At 41.7% G+C, this 17,522-nt stretch carries 17 protein-coding genes; 6 read left to right on the top strand and 11 right to left on the bottom strand.

Annotation, left to right across the window (positions count from 1 at the left end):
• Positions 1-48: 48 nt before the first annotated feature.
• Together ACKI39_RS01735 and ACKI39_RS01730 are read right to left on the bottom strand one after the other, a co-directional pair.
• Entirely contained in the window at positions 49-783 is a 735-nt protein-coding gene (locus ACKI39_RS01735) for a 16S rRNA (uracil(1498)-N(3))-methyltransferase (RefSeq protein WP_407397044.1), read from the bottom strand.
• A gap of 16 nt (positions 784-799) precedes the next feature.
• The gene (locus ACKI39_RS01730; RefSeq protein WP_407397042.1) at positions 800-2,029 is read right to left on the bottom strand and encodes a dicarboxylate/amino acid:cation symporter; all 1,230 of its coding nucleotides are present in this window, start codon (positions 2,027-2,029) and stop codon (positions 800-802) included.
• A 116-nt stretch (positions 2,030-2,145) separates the two neighbouring features.
• Between ACKI39_RS01730 and ACKI39_RS01725 the strand changes: the two genes are divergently transcribed.
• Together ACKI39_RS01725 and ACKI39_RS01720 are read left to right on the top strand one after the other, a co-directional pair.
• Positions 2,146-2,373, top strand: coding sequence for a purine biosynthesis protein PurH (locus tag ACKI39_RS01725; protein ID WP_407397040.1), 228 nt, complete (start codon positions 2,146-2,148; stop codon positions 2,371-2,373).
• A gap of 21 nt (positions 2,374-2,394) precedes the next feature.
• Entirely contained in the window at positions 2,395-4,101 is a 1,707-nt protein-coding gene (locus ACKI39_RS01720; protein ID WP_407397038.1) for a glycoside hydrolase family 5 protein, read from the top strand.
• 141 nt (positions 4,102-4,242) lie between these two features.
• Here ACKI39_RS01720 and ACKI39_RS01715 read toward each other — a convergent pair whose 3' ends face one another.
• The 4 genes from ACKI39_RS01715 to ACKI39_RS01700 form a co-directional block, all read right to left on the bottom strand.
• Positions 4,243-4,767, bottom strand: a complete 525-nt coding sequence (locus ACKI39_RS01715; RefSeq protein WP_407397036.1) for a hypothetical protein — start codon at positions 4,765-4,767, stop codon at positions 4,243-4,245.
• 149 nt (positions 4,768-4,916) lie between these two features.
• On the bottom strand, positions 4,917-5,531 hold the full coding sequence (locus tag ACKI39_RS01710) for a M15 family metallopeptidase (protein ID WP_407397034.1): 615 nt from the start codon (positions 5,529-5,531) through the stop codon (positions 4,917-4,919).
• Between the two features lie 111 nt (positions 5,532-5,642).
• Positions 5,643-7,121 carry a DUF1846 domain-containing protein gene (locus tag ACKI39_RS01705; protein WP_318691766.1) on the bottom strand — a complete coding sequence of 493 codons (1,479 nt, stop codon included), beginning with the start codon at positions 7,119-7,121 and terminating at the stop codon, positions 5,643-5,645.
• 114 nt (positions 7,122-7,235) lie between these two features.
• Entirely contained in the window at positions 7,236-8,015 is a 780-nt protein-coding gene (locus tag ACKI39_RS01700) for a MetQ/NlpA family ABC transporter substrate-binding protein (protein ID WP_318691767.1), read from the bottom strand.
• Between the two features lie 178 nt (positions 8,016-8,193).
• Here ACKI39_RS01700 and ACKI39_RS01695 point away from each other — a divergent pair, with 178 nt between their 5' ends.
• On the top strand, positions 8,194-9,480 hold the full coding sequence (locus ACKI39_RS01695; RefSeq protein ID WP_407397031.1) for a GGDEF domain-containing protein: 1,287 nt from the start codon (positions 8,194-8,196) through the stop codon (positions 9,478-9,480).
• Positions 9,481-9,664: 184 nt separating this feature from the next.
• Positions 9,665-10,654 carry an IS30 family transposase gene (locus ACKI39_RS01690; protein ID WP_407397029.1) on the top strand — a complete coding sequence of 330 codons (990 nt, stop codon included), beginning with the start codon at positions 9,665-9,667 and terminating at the stop codon, positions 10,652-10,654.
• A gap of 152 nt (positions 10,655-10,806) precedes the next feature.
• Here the strand turns inward: ACKI39_RS01690 and ACKI39_RS01685 are convergent, their stop codons facing one another.
• The 4 genes from ACKI39_RS01685 to ACKI39_RS01670 form a co-directional block, all read right to left on the bottom strand.
• Positions 10,807-11,460, bottom strand: a complete 654-nt coding sequence (locus ACKI39_RS01685; RefSeq protein WP_407397027.1) for a methionine ABC transporter permease — start codon at positions 11,458-11,460, stop codon at positions 10,807-10,809.
• On the bottom strand, positions 11,457-12,476 hold the full coding sequence (locus ACKI39_RS01680) for a methionine ABC transporter ATP-binding protein (protein ID WP_318691770.1): 1,020 nt from the start codon (positions 12,474-12,476) through the stop codon (positions 11,457-11,459). Before ACKI39_RS01680 ends, ACKI39_RS01685 begins: the two co-directional genes overlap by 4 nt.
• Before the next feature lie 217 nt (positions 12,477-12,693).
• Complete coding sequence (locus tag ACKI39_RS01675) at positions 12,694-13,623, bottom strand: RluA family pseudouridine synthase (RefSeq protein ID WP_407397025.1); 930 nt, start codon at positions 13,621-13,623, stop codon at positions 12,694-12,696.
• Between the two features lie 92 nt (positions 13,624-13,715).
• Positions 13,716-14,900 carry a hypothetical protein gene (locus tag ACKI39_RS01670; RefSeq protein ID WP_407397023.1) on the bottom strand — a complete coding sequence of 395 codons (1,185 nt, stop codon included), beginning with the start codon at positions 14,898-14,900 and terminating at the stop codon, positions 13,716-13,718.
• A gap of 179 nt (positions 14,901-15,079) precedes the next feature.
• On the opposite strand from ACKI39_RS01670, the gene ACKI39_RS01665 reads away from it, so the two are divergent.
• Both ACKI39_RS01665 and ACKI39_RS01660 read left to right on the top strand, forming a co-directional pair.
• Entirely contained in the window at positions 15,080-15,880 is an 801-nt protein-coding gene (locus tag ACKI39_RS01665; protein WP_407397021.1) for a leucine-rich repeat domain-containing protein, read from the top strand.
• 104 nt (positions 15,881-15,984) lie between these two features.
• Positions 15,985-17,346 (top strand): PFL family protein, encoded by a 1,362-nt coding sequence (locus ACKI39_RS01660; RefSeq protein WP_407397019.1) that lies wholly within the window; start codon positions 15,985-15,987, stop codon positions 17,344-17,346.
• A gap of 70 nt (positions 17,347-17,416) precedes the next feature.
• Here ACKI39_RS01660 and ACKI39_RS01655 read toward each other — a convergent pair.
• A partial coding sequence (locus tag ACKI39_RS01655) for an IS3 family transposase (protein ID WP_407397092.1) occupies positions 17,417-17,522 on the bottom strand: 106 nt, incomplete at its 5' end.

The raw sequence follows: 17,522 nt of genomic DNA, 5'->3' as shown, positions 1-17,522 counted from the left end.
TTCAAAACTTTTTATTCATTTTCGATAGTTGAGCAGCATTTTATAAAGCTAGGCCAGGCATCTCATGCTGTTGAGGATGATGCTTGCGGCAACGGTTGCTGCGGTCTCAGTGCGCATGACACGGCTGCCCATTCCAAGCAAGGTAAATCCGTTTTCCTTCATCAGCTGACGTTCCTTTGCAGTCCATCCACGCTCACTTCCGATGGCGGCACAGGCACCTTCCCCACTGTTGAATTCAAGGGAACCAAGAGTTGCTGTCGGTTCAATGTTATCGAGGGCGCAAAGCTTGATGCCAGGATTGGAATTTTCCTTTATGTAGTCAAGGCATTCCTTTAATGATTTGTGTATGAAAAGTTCTGGCACATGAGTGCTTGCAGCCTGAACAGTTCCGTCCAAGAGCATTTTTGTTCCTGCATCTGTAGTTGCAAGATCGCTGTTAAGGTAAGATTTTTCTGTAAGCTCGGTTTTTGTAAGGTGAACTTCCGAAACGCCCAGGGCAGCCATGTCGCGCAGAAGGCGCTTAAGCTGAATGGGGCGTGGAAATCCGATTATCATTTTTAAAGGGAAAAGATTTTTTCCATCTGTCTCTTCTGCAAAAGAAAAGAAAATTTTTCCATCTTCGATTTTTTCAATCGTTGCTTTCCCAGCCTTGCCTCCGATTACGCCAGCAGAAAAAGATTCCCCTTCTTTTTTATGGAGAACCTTTACAAGATGCTGACCGCGTTCATCGGCAGTGCTCAGTGGATTATTTATTTCTTCACTTGTAAAAAGACAGATGTTCATTTCTATTCCTGCAAGATTAAATGTACTTTCTAAGTTCCTGGTGGTGAACGGTCTTTGTCTTTACTGCAACGATGTAGGAACCGAAAATTGCCGTAAGGGCATCGATACCTGCTGCAAAGGCACAGATTACAGGCGCCGCATTTTTCAAAAGAAGATATCCTGATTCAAAGTTGCGTCCATAAATCAAACACATTGCCGTTACTGCAATGAAAGGTCCACCACATGGAATTCCTGCAAGTGCAAAAGAAAGAAGGAAAGAAATTCCGCCGATCCAGAAAACATCTGTTACAGGAATGCCAAGACTTGAGTAAGAGCGTAAAATCAAAACAAAGCTGATTGTCTGAACAAGGGCTGCTCCACCGCGACCAAAAATCGAGAACAGTGGGAAAGCAAAGGCATTTACCCTTCTCTTGATTCCCAGAGATTCCTTACCGTGACGAAGATGAAGGGTAAGTGCAAGGTTTGTGTCTCCGCTGAAGAAAGCCGTGATAAAAGGACAGACTCCTGCATAAAGCACCTTGAATGGATGAAGTTCATGGCAGAAGAATCTTAAAATCAACGGATAGATAACAAAAGCAACCAAAAGCAAAAGCACAAAAAGCATCAGGATAAGGCTATTGAAAACGCCAGTCTTCATGGTTGCAATGAATTCAAGTGTCCAGCGGAACATTACAGCGATCATTCCAATTGCAAGTATTTCCGTAAAGAATGACATCACGATATAGAATACCTTGCTCAAAGAATCAAAAAGACCAACTGCAGATTTAGATGCGTTCAAGTCGCTTGCCGAACCTGCCCCTGCAAGGAATGCAAATACAAAACAAGGGAAAAGATATACACCATCAATCAATGCCTCAAATCCTGAATGAGGGAAAATCTTTGTAACAAGGGTACGCCATGTAAATGGAACAACTTCGCTGATTTTTTCAGTTGTAATTGGAATTCTTGGAAGCTTGATAATAAGTGCCGAAATAAGACCGATAATCATAAGTCCCAGTGAAGAAGCAACTATTACTCCCAAAGTCCATCCTGCCGTCCTGTAAAGCTGTTTTTCATCACGAAGCTTGAAAGCAGAAACTGCAACGGAAAAGAAAAGGACAGGAACGAGAGTGTAACGTCCTACGCGAATTACAAGGTCTACGATAAAATCAAGAGTAGCCTGAGACTGAACGCTTGATGGAGGAAGAATCAAAGCAAGAACAAGACCTACCCCAATTCCGATAAGATACTTTAACCACAATTTCATGTTTTTGATTATCTTATTTTTAGGACTTTTCCGCAACAATGATGACAATCGAAGGTCTATTTTAGGGGCACCCATTACAGTTTTTTTCATTTCAACTATATGTTACAATGGCTCCCATGGGTAGCATTTTAATCAAAGACACAACTAAAGAAGAAAGAGCAAAGATTGTTGCCGAAGCACTTGGCGATGATTACGAACTGGGCTGCGGTTTTGAGTCCACAGGAATCGACTATCAGCTTTACATCGACGGAAAGAAAGAACTCCGTGAACTGAACATGGAAGCCAACTGCGGTTTTGAAGTTGCCTTTCCTGATGATGTTTCACGCCCAGGCTGCGGGATGTAATTATTTTTCTCGGAGAAAATCATGAAAAAAATTTTTACCACAATACTATCATTCATCTGCTGTCTTGGTGCATTTGCAGAAAAAAGTGTTCCACACGTAGAAGTTACCATGCCCTTTCACAAAGGTGTAAACCTTTCCAATTGGCTTGAACCATGGTATGGACTTTCCGTAAGCAGCAATTTTTTTGGAAGACAGGATTTTGAAGACATGAAGAGCATAGGCGTTGAAATCGTCCGCGTGCCTATTCATTTCGAAGCCTTTTCTTCAAAGGATCCCGATTTTATTATCGATGAAAAATTATGGAAGATAATTGACGAGACAGTCGCCTGGTGTACAGAACTTAAACTCTACATGATCATCGACATGCACAACGACTGCAACGGAAATACAAAAACCCGACCTGATGTTGAAAAGATGCTCAATAAAATCTGGCCTCAGATTGCAGAGCGCTACAAGAATTCATCAGAATATGTTCTTTATGAAGTACACAATGAACCCCATTTTAAAAGCGGCAATTTGAATGCAGACATCGACAAGTGGGGAAAAATTCAGGGCAGGATTTTAAATCTCATCAGAACCATCGATACAAAGCATACAGTTATCGTAGGTGCGGAAAACTGGAATAATATTGAAGCCCTCCTTAAACTTCCTGATTACAAGGATGACAACATCATCTACAACTTCCATGATTACTCTCCATTCTTCTTTACCCATCAGGGAGCAGCTTGGACCGATTTGAAAAACATCAAGAATATTCCTTTCCCTTATGACAAGGACAAGATGCCTCCATTCCCAAACAATGAATCACCATCAGTAAAGCAGTCCTATAAAAATTATGAACATGATTCAAGCGAAGAAGTTCTCTGCAAGCCTTTGAATGATGCCGTAAATTTTGCAAACAAAAGAAAGGTAGCCCTCATGTGCAATGAATTCGGCGTAGACATGACACATCCTGACAATCAGGAAAGAATCAACTGGTACAGGCTTAAGAACAAGTGGATGGATGAAAGAAACATCATCCGCATCAGCTGGGATTACAAGGCTTCTTTTGGAATTTTCAACACAGGAAGTTTGTCACAGCAGTTTCCTCAGGATGTAAATGTTGATCTGATTGAAGCAATGGGCTACAAAATGCCAAAGAATATTCAGCCTAGAACTGCAGGCTGGCTTAACAATTCCTTTGAAAACGGCGAATACAAAATATTCAGAAATACTCTTGCAAAGAACATCCTGCCGATTTCATATCTCAACGGCGGAAAATCAACAGCAGCCTTTGATGCAGTTTCTGAAAACAATGAACTGTGCATTTCCATTCCGGAAGCAAAACCTTATGAAGCTCTCAGACTAGATTTCCTTGGAGCGGAAGACTTTACTTCCCTTGTAAACAGCGGTCTTTCCCTTGAATTTGAAATTAAGACAGCACAAAAAGATTTCAAGCTTGACGTTTACTTTATGGATAAGGAAGATTCTTCAAAAGGTAAGGACGGGCTTGAATGGAGATGCAAAATTTCCCTTGGACCAAAAGACAAGGTAAACGACGGCAAATGGCACAAGATAAAAGTTCCATTAAAGGATTTTGAAGACTGTGGCGCATGGAGCAATTCCATGAACAGATGGTTCCCTGGCGAAGGTCTTTTCAAATGGAACAAAGTCTGCCAGCTTGTCATTGATTTTTCCGACAACGGACAGAACAAGGAAGTCTGCTTCAAGAACATTGTAATAAAGTAATTTTTTTAATCTTTTAAAGAATCATAAATGCAGTTTCCCAAAGGAAGCTGCATTTTTTTTCAAATAAAAAACCTCCAGAACCCGTCCTCCTTAACGGATCCTGAAGGCCAACCCTCCGATTATATTTTCATATGCAATTTTTTAGTTTGCTGCTGCCGCAATTGTCAATCCGATAATGCCTCCAATGATTGCACCTGCTGCAAGGGATGCTCCGTCAATTTCTGCATGAACAGGTTTTACCTCAACTTCCTTTACTACAGTAACAGTTGCAGGCCTTGTTGTGGTCTTAACGACTGTTGCGGGCTTGCAGGATGTCTGTCCAGGATGCTTGATCACCTCCACCTTCTTTACAACTGGAGCAGGTGCTGGTTTGCAGGCTGTCTTTGGAGCCTTTGGAGCTTCGTGCTTTGTCACATGGCGTCTTTTGTTTTCATTTTCTCTCTTATGACCGATTTCCTTCTTTGGTGCAGGTTTTGCGTGATTCTTTGAAGCTACCTTTTTAGGTTCTTCCTTAACAGTCTTTGTTGTAGTAGTTGTTGTTACTGTTTTAGTTGTCACAGTCTTGCTCTGTGTTGTCTTGTTACTATTTGCAGGCTTTGCAAATGCCGATGCTGTTCCAAGTGTAATGATAGAAATAATAGCGAATGTCTTTACTGTTGTTTTCATAATTAAACTCCTTGAAGGGCAGGCCGTTGGGATTTGTTTTGTTTTCCCTGCTCTTCATCTTATGGTTTAACTATACATCAACAACCTTCTGGCGTATTTAGAAGGCACTTAGAATAAAATTAAAGGTTTTTAAGAATTGAAAATACTTTTTATAGTCCAAGAGCGCGAATTTTTTCATCGGGCAATTCAAAATGCTGATAGTCCTTGCATGAATCCCAGTCACCACCCCATTCAAATCCGTGCTCTGCAAAAAGTCTGCAGCATAAATCATCTTCCGTAAGCTTGTGTGGAAATTCCTTTTCACGGTTTACATATTCAGTTGCAGTAGCAGGTTCAACATTCATCCTGCCGTTCACTTCCTTGATGTAGGGATTGTAAAGAGGATTGATGTCCACAGCCACTCCAAGCCCATGCTTTGAGACCTTTGTAGTAAAAGATATGAACCTGAAGTTGAAGCTTGAAGAATTGTTGTCCCTCATGGAACTTTCATCGTCAGCATCGTATTCATCTATGAGACGCATTTTTTCAATCTGATACTTATTGCTGTAGAGGACTCGGAAAATTTCAAGGAGGTCTTCTGCTATAACTTTGTTGCAGACCAGTTCCCCTTCATGAACCTTGCCGTCAAATCCAACATGAAGAACGTGAAGGTAACGAAGGTCTTCCCTTTCAATGGTGCAATCTGCCTTGTAGGATTTTCCCTGCATGAATTCAAAAATGTCATCGGGAATTTCCATTGAGTAAAAGGAATCTTTGAATTCCATTCGTTCACCTCTTGTATTAAAGCCATAACAAAAAACAAAGGTTGCGCAGAATGCCATTAAGACAGCCGCCACAACCTTATGTTTGTTTTTTAAAATTTTTCTGCAGTCCAATTATATCGTGCTCTTCTTGAGAACTGGTTCGCAGGTAACGTCAACGCCAAGCTTCTTGAAAATCTTTCTGTCGATTTCACTGAGCATTACAGTTGTATGCACCTGGCATCCCTTGAACTTTGGAAGGACTTCAATTGCTTTCCTGCAGTTTTCATCGCTCTTTGAAAGCATTGCAAGGGCAACAAGAACTTCATCGGTATGAAGCCTTGGATTTTTTCCGCGGAGGTATTCCACCTTCATGTTCTGGATAGGTTCAATCATTTCTGCAGGGATGAGCTTTACGCTGTGGTCGATTCCTGCAAGATGCTTTGTTGCATTGAGGATAAGGGCTGCGCTTGTTCCAAGGAGACTTGAAGTTTCTGAAGTAATGATTGTTCCGTCTGCAAGTTCAATTGCAGCACAAGGAGTATCATTTCCAGTCTTTGCCGAACGTTCCTTTGCTGCAACAGTAACTTTTCTTTCGTCTGTGGTTACATTTGCCTGCTGCATCAAAAGTTCAAGCTTATCCACTTCTGTTTCCGAAGCCTTTCCTTCTGCAAGCTGATTAAGTCCTGTGTAATAGCGGCGGATGATTTCCTGTTTTGAAGCTTCGCAGCATGCATCGTCATCAAAGATACAGTTGCCTGCCATGTTTACACCCATGTCTGTTGGACTCTTGTATGGATTGCTTCCGTAGATTCCCTTGAAGATTGCATCGAGAACTGGATAGATTTCAATGTCACGGTTGTAGTTTACGGTTGTAACTCCATAAGCTTCAAGGTGCCATGGGTCGATCATGTTAACATCGTTCAAGTCTGCAGTAGCAGCTTCGTAGGCAATGTTTACAGGATGCTTCAATGGAATGTTCCAGATAGGGAATGTCTCAAACTTTGCGTAGCCTGCCTTAACGCCGCGCTTGTTTTCCTGATAGAGCTGGCTCAAGCAGGTTGCCATTTTTCCAGATCCTGGTCCTGGTGCCGTAATGACAACAAGTGGACGGGAAGTTTCAATGTATTCGTTCTTGCCGTAGCCTTCGTCGCTGCAGATGAGGTTTACATTTGAAGGATATCCAGGGATTACATAGTGAACATAAGTTTTGATGTTCATCTTTTCAAGCTTAGCACGGAAAATATCTGCCGCTGTCTGTCCAGAATAATGAGTGATGCAGACACTGCCGACCATAAGACCGCGGTTCTGGAATTCATTTCTAAGGCGGATTACATCCATGTCATAAGTAATTCCAAGGTCGCCGCGGATCTTGTTCTTTTCAATATCAACTGCGCTGATTACGATTACGATTTCAGCAACGTCAGAAAGCTGCATGAGCATCTTGAGTTTGCTGTCTGGCTGGAATCCCGGAAGAACGCGGGATGCATGGAAGTCATCGAAAAGCTTGCCACCGAATTCAAGGTAAAGCTTGTCGCCAAATTTAGAAATTCTTTCCTTAATGTGTTCTGACTGAATCTTCAGATACTTGTCGTTGTCAAATCCGTTTTTCATACGGGATTAAATATTATCACCATGAGGTTTTTTTTTCAATTTGTCGATACATTGAAAAGAAAAAAAGCCAGCACATTCCTGCACTGGCCTTTCTCAGTAATGGTCTATCTGAAATTAGAATACTGTCACAACTTCACCGTTGGCATATTTTCCAGAAACATAGTCCTTAATCTTCTGGCTCTGAAGTGCCTTTACGAGTGCCTTGATTGCAGCATCGTTCTGGCGTCCATCCTTTACTGCAACGATGTTTACATAAGGTGATTCAGCACCTTCAACAAAAAGTCCGTCCTTTGTTGCAGAAAGACCTGCTGGGATTGCATAGTTTCCGTTGATTACTGCTGCATCAACATCTGCAAGAACACGTGGAAGAGAAGCTGCTTCAATTTCCTTGAACTTAAGCTTCTTTGGGTTCTTCTTGATGTCAAGAACTGTTGCTGTGATTCCAGCTGACTTATCAAGTTCGATGAGTCCTGCAGCCTGAAGAAGAAGAAGTGCACGACCTTCGTTTGTTGGATCGTTAGGAATTGCAACTGTTGCCTTCTTCTTGAGGTCATTAAGCGACTTTACCTTCTTTGAGTAAACTGCGATTGGTTCAACATGGATGCCGCCTGCATTTACAAGGTGGAATCCTCTTTCCTTGTTGAATGAATCAAGATATGGAAGGTGCTGGAAGAAGTTTGCGTCGATTTCCCCAGATTCAAGTGCTTCGTTTGGAATTACATAGTCTGTAAAATCTACAACAACAAGATCTACTCCTTCTGCCTTAAGGTCTTCCTTGATGAGGTTAAGGAATGCTGCGTGTGGCTCTGGAGTTGCTCCTACCTTGAGTTTTGTCTGTGCAAAAAGCGATGTTGCAGCGATAAGGGCTGCTGCCAAAGTAATAATTTTCTTCATTGTTTTTTCCTCTCTGTTACAAAAGATGTCTAGATATTAGCGAATTTCAAAACCTTTGTAAAATATTATATTGATATGCTTTGTTATAGATTTTATCTATATCTATTCTTGCTGGAACTAATCGAATCATCAGGTGCAACTCAAAATTGTGTGATATAATAACCTTAGGTGTAATATCATGATTAATTATTCAACTGATGAAATTTTTAAAGTACTCATTGACAATGTTGATTCGATATTGATTGTAAGTTCCAAAGACGACCGCTATCGTGCAATAAAAAGAACGGAAGGCTTTGCCAGATTCATTGATGCAGAAGGCTCCTACAAAGACCTGATTGAAAAGCTGCTGTTCCATCTGAGCGACAGCAACGACAGAATCACCGACACCTATCAGGTTTTCCTTCCAAAGATGGGAGAATTCAAAAGAAAGTTTTCCAGACAAATTCCTATCGAAATCAATAATGTCAAACATGTCATTCAGATGCTGGTATATCCAATCAAGAATAATGAAGGTGATTACATCATCCTTCTTTTTGAAATGGGAAGATCAGAAGTTGATCGCGACAACAAAAAGAATAGCAAAGTAAAGACTATTGAAGAAACCTATCTTTTTTCCATGTTCGTCGACCTGAATAAAGATGCTGTCGCCAGCATGAACGTAAAGGAAATCTCCAATGATGACCTTCACTATGATGTAAAATATTCCGAATGGCGAATGATGATCGTCAATGCAATCTGGCCTGAAGATCAGGAAATATTCCTTACCATGACAGATCCAGGATACATAAGGACACACCTTAAGCCTTCAAAAACAATGTCCTTCGACTGCCAGATGAAAAATCTTGAAGGTAATTACATCTGGGTAAAACTTATTTTTGGACGAACGGATACAATCCATGAAAATGATTTCCGCTTTGTTTTCATGGTTCAGAACATCCATGAAGATTCCCTTAAGCTGTTCAACGAATTGAAGAGATTCGAAAACCTTGCTTCACATGATGCCCTCACTGGTGTATTCAATCATGGACGAATTGAAACAGAATTAGGCAACGCAATCGAAATCCTTAATAAAGAAAACACTCCTGTTTCCCTCATGATGTTTGACATCGATTACTTTAAGAAAATAAATGATACATATGGACATGCGGTTGGAGATGAGGTCCTGAAAACTTTCGTAGGCAGGATCAGAGAAAAGCTTGAAAACTGCAACATAAAAATAGGCAGATGGGGCGGAGAGGAATTCGTCTGCGTCTGCTATGACTATGACCTTGAAACTCTAAGGCCCCTTGCAGAAGAAATAAGGCAGCACATAGCAGACAATCCATTCATCACCATAGGTTCCATGACATGCAGCGTAGGACTTGCCTCAGTAAACAAGAATGATACCGTCAAGGACGCCTTCATCCGTCTGGACAAGGCCCTCTACAATGCCAAGAACAGCGGAAGAAACTGCGTAAGCTTTTAATTGCAAACCCACCGTCACCCTGAACTAGTTTCAGGGTCTTTTTTTGCATGCCGGCAAACAGATTTTCGTTGTTGAACTTAATTCCCTTTTAAAAGATGAATTTACAATCTAAGTGCAACAAATGAAAAGACCCATAAAATCAACTATAATGGTGTTTGTTCAAGACATTATTACAGGAGATAAAATGGGTCACTACAAACATCTTAGCACAATAGAGCGAGAAATCATACTGTGTGGAATCACAAAAGGACTTTCTGTCAGTAAAATTTCAAAGGAACTTGGAAGAAACAAATCGACAATTAGTCGTGAGCTGAAACGGAACACATGTACGGGGTCATACAGTCCCAGCAAAGCACAAAAACTCTATTCAAACAGAAGACGGATCTGCTGTCCTCGAAAAAAACTTTCCAACCAGGTTATATACAATCTTGTGAAAGATAAATTTCTGCAGCAGCAATGGTCTCCTCAGCAGATTTCAGAAAGAATTAGGGTTGAAAAGCCAGAATATTTTGTAAGTTTTAACACAATCTATCGTGGAATATATTCAGGAATGTTTGATTACAAGCCTCTTTCACACGGGGAGAAAGGGGCAAAAAGACATTTAAGGCACAAGGGCAAGCCCAGACGCTGGAAAGGCAATGATGAAAAAAGGGGAAAGATTCCGATAACCAACAATATTGCAGACAGACCAAAAGAAGCCAATGAACGTACAAGGATTGGAGATTGGGAAGCAGATACTGTATTAGGCAAGCATGGGAAAGCCTGCCTCGTAACCCTGGATGACAGGAAAAGCCGCTTTCTTATCTGTAAAAAGGCAGCCGGGAAAAAAGCACCGATTATAAAGGATGTTATGATCCATGCATTGGAGAATGAACGTGTCGAGACAATAACCCCTGACAGAGGCAAGGAGTTCGCAGAGCATGGAGCCGTCACCAAACATCTTGGCGGAAAGCAGTTTTACTTTCCTCTTCCGCATCATCCATGGCAAAGAGGAACAAATGAAAATACAAACGGGCTATTGAGAGAGTATTTTCCAAAACGAAAAGATATTACGAACTACAGTGATGAGTATATAGCAGCCGTCACTGATAAAATAAACAAAAGACCAAGAAAATGTCTTGGTTACAAAACACCTTTCGAGGTCTATTATTCAAAAACGTTGCATTTAATTTGACAATTCAAGAATAAAAAAATCTGCGTAGCCAGAGTTCCTGACAAACTGCGACTTGAAATCGAAGATTTCACCGGAGCAGGCTTGGCAGGGTTTCTGGCGGAAGCATATTTTTTATATTTCTATACGAGCTTTAAGTTTACTAACCGAGATTTCTATCTGTTTGCCAGCATTCTGTTGGCGATTCTTGTTCCTACAAACTGAATCAATTCAACCATGACGATGATTACGACAACAGAAGCTGCCATGACATCAGGACGGAACCTCTGGTATCCATAGCGGATTGCAAGGTCTCCAAGTCCACCGCCACCGATTGTTCCAGCCATTGCAGAATATCCGATGAGGTTGATGATTGTAAGTGTAATTCCAGAAACAAGGGAAGGCATGCTTTCTGGAATCAAAACCTTGTAAATGATCTGCCAGTTTGTCGATCCCATGGCACGGGCCGCCTGAATCATTCCTGGATCAACTTCAAGAAGAGCTGTTTCAACAAGGCGGGCAACGAATGGTGCTGCGGCAATTGAAAGAGGAATGATTGTTGCCGTTGTTCCGATTGATGTACCAAGAATAAGTCGTGACAATGGGAAGAGCAAAATCATGAGGATGATGAACGGGAACGAACGCAAAACGTTTACGATGCGGCTGAGCACCTGGTTAAGCACTGGACGTGGTGTTATTCCCATTGAATTAGTTGAGTAAAGAAGAACTCCCAAAGGAAACCCAATCACCATGGAGAACAGTGTTGAAAATAAAACCATCTCCAGTGTCTGCAAAGTTGAAATACCGACTAATGTAAGAATCTGGTTCATTTTTCTTCCTCCACTCTGACTCCGTTATCCTCAAGATAGGCAACGGCTTTTTCTATCTCTTCTTTTGAACCGATAAGGTCCACAAGCATTTTTCCAACTTCTCCTTCCGCAAGATGAGTGATTCCACCAGCACGGATGTTGAAATCAATGTCGAATTTTTTAGCAAGGCCGCTCAATACAGGTTCGCCAGTTTTCTTTCCTTCAAAGTAAAGGGCATATTTTCCACCTTCCTTTGACCAGCGTGCAAATTCTGCATCATCCTTTGAGGATGCTTCAGGTGCAAGGTGTGAAAGGAAATCCTTTGTAACCGCACTCTTTGGTGCAGAGAAAATTTCTGAAACCTTTCCCTGCTCCACGACTTTTCCAGCATCAACAACTGCAACCTGATCGCAGGCATCGCGGACAACTTCCATCTGATGTGTGATCATCACAACCGTAAGGTTCATCTTTTTCTGGATTTCACGGATAAGGTTAAGGATTGATCTTGTTGTCTGAGGATCAAGGGCACTTGTTGCTTCATCACAGAAAAGAATATCTGGTCTTGTTGAAAGGGCACGGGCAATGGCAATGCGCTGCTTCTGTCCGCCGCTCAAAGTACTTACTGGTGCATCAGCTCTGTCTTTAAGTCCAACAAGGTCAAGCATTTCCTTTACGCGGCTTTCGATTTCACCCTTTTCAAATCCACATATTTCCATTGGGTATGCAATGTTCTTTGCGGCTGTTCTTGAAGTAAAAAGATTGAAGTTCTGAAAGATCATTCCAATCCTGCGTCGGCGCATGATCATTTCCTTCTTCGAAAGGTTGTCAACGCGCTCGTCGTTGTAATAAACAGCACCTTCATCTGGATTTTCCAGAAGGCTTATGAGACGGACAAGGGATGATTTTCCCGCACCGCTTTTTCCGATGATTCCAAAAATCTGATTTTCAGGAATATCAAGTGAGATGTCATTTACAGCAGTTACAGAACCACCTGCTCCTGCATATGTTTTTTTAAGTTTTTCAAGTCTGATTCTCATAGTAAAATAATGGTGATTTACTCCCTAAAAGTCTATAGTTTTATTTATTCTATTGTTTGTGGTGGTTGAGCCAGTCGAAACTACCACATAATTAGTAGATATTGCTTGATTTCGACTGGGCTCAATCGGCGCAGCATGTAATTGCGAGTCTAAATCGACACTGCGTCATTGCGAGGAGTTCACGACGAAGCAATCCATTGATCACTACAGCAATTTATTATCTTCCGTTCATTTTTCCTCTGCTGATAAAGTCCATCTTGCGGGCGGCTTTTCTTGCCCCTCGGCTCTGGTTTATGGTCTTCTGCTCTGGAAGTTTTACTTCCTTTCTAAAGTTCCTTGAATTCCTTACTTCCTTGAACCACACTGGCAGATCAGGATGCCTATCTCCCTTTTCCACATAGGCCTTCCATTCCTCAGGCTCCGGCTGCTCAAACTTCATCTTCTGCCCCGTAACTGGATGTATGAATTCTAAAGTCCTTGCATGAAGGCAAAGCCTGTGGAAAGGATCTGTCTTTGCACGGTAATTTTCATCTCCCGCAAGAGGATAGTGGCGGTTTGCAAGATGGGCGCGGATCTGGTTTTTCTTTCCAGTATCAAGCTCAAGCTCAAAAAGACTATGGGTTGGACCTCTCAAAAGGATCTTGAAATTTGTCCTTGCCTCAACAGTCTTTGCATTGTCATCTGCCCTGTTCTTTACATATCCAACATGATGGGCATTCTGAGCAAGGGGATCATCAATAAGACCACTGTCTGGCAAAGGTTCATGACGGCTTCCAGGATTTTCTGCAACTGCGTGATAGATGCGGCCTGTGACCATCTTCTGCCATGAACCCATGATTTTTTTCTGGATGTATTCGTTTAAGGCAAACATCATAACACCGCTTGTGTCCCTATCCAGACGGTGAACCACAAAAGGTCTGTGGGTTGCAGTATATGTACCCTTTTTCCTCATGATCTTTTCAAGAACATCCAATGCGGTGCGGGATTTGCTTCCTGGATATGGAACAGAAAGAAGTCCTGTAGGTTTTTCAATGACTACAATGTCCTTATCCTCATAAAGAATTTCAATGCGTTCCTTGCCATAATCAGGCTTGTTTTCTCTTTTATATTGCGTGCTTGCTTTTACATGATAGATGGTTTCTTTCATACATACCATTATAAAAAAAAACATGCCCTCGGCAAGACATAAAATCTTACGGAGAGCATGTTGATTACCAGTAATGACAAGAGTTTACTATATTAGTAATTAACTCTGAGTGTTGTACCCATTGAGCTCTTATCCTTCTTGTCGTAGTTGTAGTAAACCTTTACAGTAGCTTTCTTTCCAGCTGTAAACTTGATTGATGGTGTTACGCTGAATGTCATGCTCTGATCTTCCTTGTCATAATTCTTGTGCTTCTCACCATTTGTATACTTGATGATTCCAACTTCGAATTCTGGGGAAATAACGCTGTTGATGGCATAAGACATATGTGGGTAGAATTCATATGATGTATCGTCCTTTACGATGACCTGATGACAGTAGACACCAACCTCAAGAGGTGTTCCCAATCCCTTGAAATTGTAGTTAATAAGTTCCCAGGCTTCCGTCATTGCTGTCTTTTCTCCATCATCGTTTGTTTTTCCAGAGATTTCCTTATCAAGGTACTTTGCTTCAATGTTGAACTTAAGGTTCTGGATTGATTTGAGTGCAAAGAATCCATATGACTCACCTGCAAAGTTATGGCCTCCGGCAATTGCAAAATCCTTGTTCTTGTATTTTGCACTCAATGTAACAAGCTTCTTGTTTAGCTTGATGTCTCCAGCTTTTGCCTTTCCATCCTTTACAGAATCATCATCAGCAGTAAACTTTTCTGCCCTGTATGTAGAACCTGCTGCAGAAAGATAAAGACCTTCTATTGGAATGAAGACAGCGCGAGCACCGTATCCACCAATTGCCTGATATTCATATCTTGCTTCTGAATTTGTATAGAAGTCCATAAGCTTTCCGGCTTCTGCAATAATCTTTCCGTCGTAGAACTTTGCATAGCCCATCATGTACTTAAGGTTGTCCTGTGTAAACCAGGTTTCCTTTGTTGATTTTGTTTCAATGTAGTTTCCTGTATCATCTCCGGCTGCATCAAGAACCTTTGACTTTGTGGTAACAGTATCAGCATTGTTCAACCCAAAACCATCACACTGATAGCGGAACTTAAATCCATAGTCTTCCTGAGTAAAGTTGATGTTCAACCTAGCGCGTGATTTTCCGTTTCCGTAGTACTGACCGTCCTTGTAGACCTTTGTCTCAGCATCCTTTGCATCCAGGTTTCCTTCAACACCTGTGCGGAAATAACCGTTTACATCCCATGCGCTTGCAGCTTCTCCTTCTGCAAATGCAAATCCCATGGCAGCACATGCAATAGCTGTAAAAATAATCTTCTTCATAAACATTGTCTCCTGAAAAATCGTTTATTTACTTAAATTGTATTTCAAATATCTGGAATTTCTATTTTTCGCATAAATTTAACCTTATTTTATTAAGTCCTGTTATTTTTCTTGCCTTATTAGACAACTGAAAAATTCAATGTTATACTTGTTGTAGCATAAATTTTTTGAGGTAATTAATGGATCTGCTTTTAAATGACGTTGAAATTCCAGAAGGAACAATTGAAATCACAGAAGAAACATTCCACAATCACCGCCTTGTTTCTTCCGTAAAGATTCCAGAAAGTGTTCTTGTAATCCGTGAGCGCGCCTTTGCAGACTGCGTAAACCTTAAGAGCATAGAGCTCCCTGCAGGCCTTATGGCAATTGCAAAATCCGCCTTCTACAACTGCGCCAATCTTGAATCGGTAAACATTCCTGAAGGAATCTCTACAATAGAAGAAGGTGTGTTCGAAGACTGTGCAGGTCTTGAATCCATCGTCCTTCCTGAAAATGTTACTGCAATTAAAGACAGGGCTTTTGCAAGGTGTACTGGCATCAAGAATCTTGTTCTTCCTGACAACCTTATTTCCTGTTCCAAGACAGCTTTCCCAAACAGCCGCAAGTATCTTCCAATCAATAAGAACTATAAATATGAAAATGGAATGATGATAAACACGGCAAACAATATGCTTTTATTCTATGATGGCGAAAACAAGGAAGTTCGTACTCCAGAGGGAATAAAGGGAATCGCTTTCCGTGCATTCACAGATTCAAACGTAACAAAAGTTCGCGTTTCTGAAGGCGTTACTAGCATCAGTGACGAAGCTTTCGTAAACTGCGGGGAAAACACTATCGTTCTTCTTCCTGAATCCGTAGACTACATCGACAACAGCGCTTTTGACACAAGGACAAAAGTATATTGCCACAAGGGCTCCTATGCAGAAGGTTGGTGCCGCAACAATCCAGACTTCAACCAGCTGGCTGACGAAACAGTGTAGGTCCGCTGAAAATTTCATCTAATTGAAAATTTATCTTCAATAATCTAAAATTATGGGACTTTTGCAGAACAGCAGAAGTCCCTATTTTTTTCTCTGGAGTCACTATGCTTTTTTCACCGGTTGAAATCGAAGAAACAGTAAATATGTTCATGCGCCACAAGCTTGACGTGCGCTGCGTAACAATGGGTATTTCCCTTCTTGACTGTGCGGACAGCGACATGAAGCGTGCCTGCGACAAGATCTATGACAAAATCATGCACAAGGCTGCAAACCTTGTAAAAGTCGGCCAGGACATTGAAAAGGAATACGGTGTTCCTATCATCAACAAGCGCATTTCCGTAACACCTATCGCCCTTGTTGCTGGTGCAAGCGGTGCAAAATCTTATGTTGACTACTGCAAGACTCTGGACAAATGTGCAAAGGAACTTGGCGTAAACTTCCTCGGCGGATTCTCTGCCCTCGTTCCAAAAGGAATTACTCCTGCTGACAGGATCCTTATGGAATCAATTCCTGAAGCCCTTGCTTCTACAAATTACGTATGCTCCAGCGTTAACGTCGGTTCTACAAAAAGCGGAATCAACATGGACGCCGTAAAGATCATGGGTGAAGTAATCAAGCAGACAGCAGAAGTTTCAAAGGACTGCGAATGCAACGGCTGTGCAAAGCTTGTAATCTTCTGCAACGCACCTGAAGACAATCCGTTCATGGCAGGTGCCTTCCACGGACCAGGAGAAGCAGACAGCGTAATCAACGTCGGTGTTTCAGGACCTGGAGTTATCCTTGCCGCAGCACGCGAATTCAAGGGACGCCCTCTCAATGAACTTGCAGACGGAATCAAGAAGATGGCATTCAAGATCACACGCATGGGTCAGATGGTAGGTTCGGAAGCAGCACGCCGCCTTGGCGTCAACTTCGGTATCCTTGACCTTTCCCTTGCTCCAACTCCTGCTGTAGGTGATTCTGTCGCACGCATCATCGAGGAAATGGGTATCGAAGGTTGTGGTGGACCAGGAACAACAGCTGCCCTCGCAATGCTTACAGACATGGTCAAAAAAGGCGGCGTAATGGCATCTACAAATGTCGGTGGACTTTCTGGTGCATTCATTCCTGTTTCAGAAGACGAAGGAATGATCAACGCAGTAAAGACAGGTTCAATCTGCCTTGAAAAGCTTGAAGCAATGACTACAGTTTGTTCAGTTGGTCTTGATATGATTGCAATCCCAGGCGACACTCCTGCAACAACAATTTCCGGAATCATGGCTGATGAATTTGCCATCGGTATGGTAAACAGCAAGACAACAGCCGTACGCATCATCCCGGCTCCTGGAAAGAAGGAAGGTGAATGGGTAGAATTCGGCGGACTTCTCGGCGGAATGCCATGCATGAAGGTAAGTCCATTCGGATGTGCAGACTTTATAAACAGAGGTGGAAGAATACCTGCTCCAATCCACAGTTTTAGGAACTAGATTTTGACTATATAAAAGGGGATGTCCAATAAGTATTTTTGAAGTGCACCCCAATTATTGGACACTTTAACTAGGCTGATTTTAAGGACTGATTCCTAAATTGTAAAGGAGTCAGTCCTTTTAATTTAACCTTGATTCTCTTTTCATTGTACCATTCGAGGTATTCAACCAATTCT

Source organism: Treponema sp. (assembly GCF_045641405.1).
In the GTDB taxonomy this organism is placed as follows: domain Bacteria; phylum Spirochaetota; class Spirochaetia; order Treponematales; family Treponemataceae; genus Treponema_D.
This window is presented reverse-complemented; position numbering and strand designations above follow the sequence as displayed.

Coding starts and splice junctions, on each gene's coding strand:
- ACKI39_RS01715 (WP_407397036.1), bottom strand. CDS start 4,767: ATGAAAACAACAGTAAAGACATTCGCTATTATTTCTATCATTACACTT.
- ACKI39_RS01735 (WP_407397044.1), bottom strand. CDS start 783: ATGAACATCTGTCTTTTTACAAGTGAAGAAATAAATAATCCACTGAGC.
- ACKI39_RS01685 (WP_407397027.1), bottom strand. CDS start 11,460: ATGAACCAGATTCTTACATTAGTCGGTATTTCAACTTTGCAGACACTG.
- ACKI39_RS01660 (WP_407397019.1), top strand. CDS start 15,985: ATGCTTTTTTCACCGGTTGAAATCGAAGAAACAGTAAATATGTTCATG.
- ACKI39_RS01680 (WP_318691770.1), bottom strand. CDS start 12,476: ATGAGAATCAGACTTGAAAAACTTAAAAAAACATATGCAGGAGCAGGT.
- ACKI39_RS01710 (WP_407397034.1), bottom strand. CDS start 5,531: ATGGAATTCAAAGATTCCTTTTACTCAATGGAAATTCCCGATGACATT.
- ACKI39_RS01665 (WP_407397021.1), top strand. CDS start 15,080: ATGGATCTGCTTTTAAATGACGTTGAAATTCCAGAAGGAACAATTGAA.
- ACKI39_RS01675 (WP_407397025.1), bottom strand. CDS start 13,623: ATGAAAGAAACCATCTATCATGTAAAAGCAAGCACGCAATATAAAAGA.
- ACKI39_RS01720 (WP_407397038.1), top strand. CDS start 2,395: ATGAAAAAAATTTTTACCACAATACTATCATTCATCTGCTGTCTTGGT.
- ACKI39_RS01690 (WP_407397029.1), top strand. CDS start 9,665: ATGGGTCACTACAAACATCTTAGCACAATAGAGCGAGAAATCATACTG.
- ACKI39_RS01695 (WP_407397031.1), top strand. CDS start 8,194: ATGATTAATTATTCAACTGATGAAATTTTTAAAGTACTCATTGACAAT.
- ACKI39_RS01670 (WP_407397023.1), bottom strand. CDS start 14,900: ATGAAGAAGATTATTTTTACAGCTATTGCATGTGCTGCCATGGGATTT.
- ACKI39_RS01705 (WP_318691766.1), bottom strand. CDS start 7,121: ATGAAAAACGGATTTGACAACGACAAGTATCTGAAGATTCAGTCAGAA.
- ACKI39_RS01725 (WP_407397040.1), top strand. CDS start 2,146: ATGGGTAGCATTTTAATCAAAGACACAACTAAAGAAGAAAGAGCAAAG.
- ACKI39_RS01700 (WP_318691767.1), bottom strand. CDS start 8,015: ATGAAGAAAATTATTACTTTGGCAGCAGCCCTTATCGCTGCAACATCG.
- ACKI39_RS01730 (WP_407397042.1), bottom strand. CDS start 2,029: ATGAAATTGTGGTTAAAGTATCTTATCGGAATTGGGGTAGGTCTTGTT.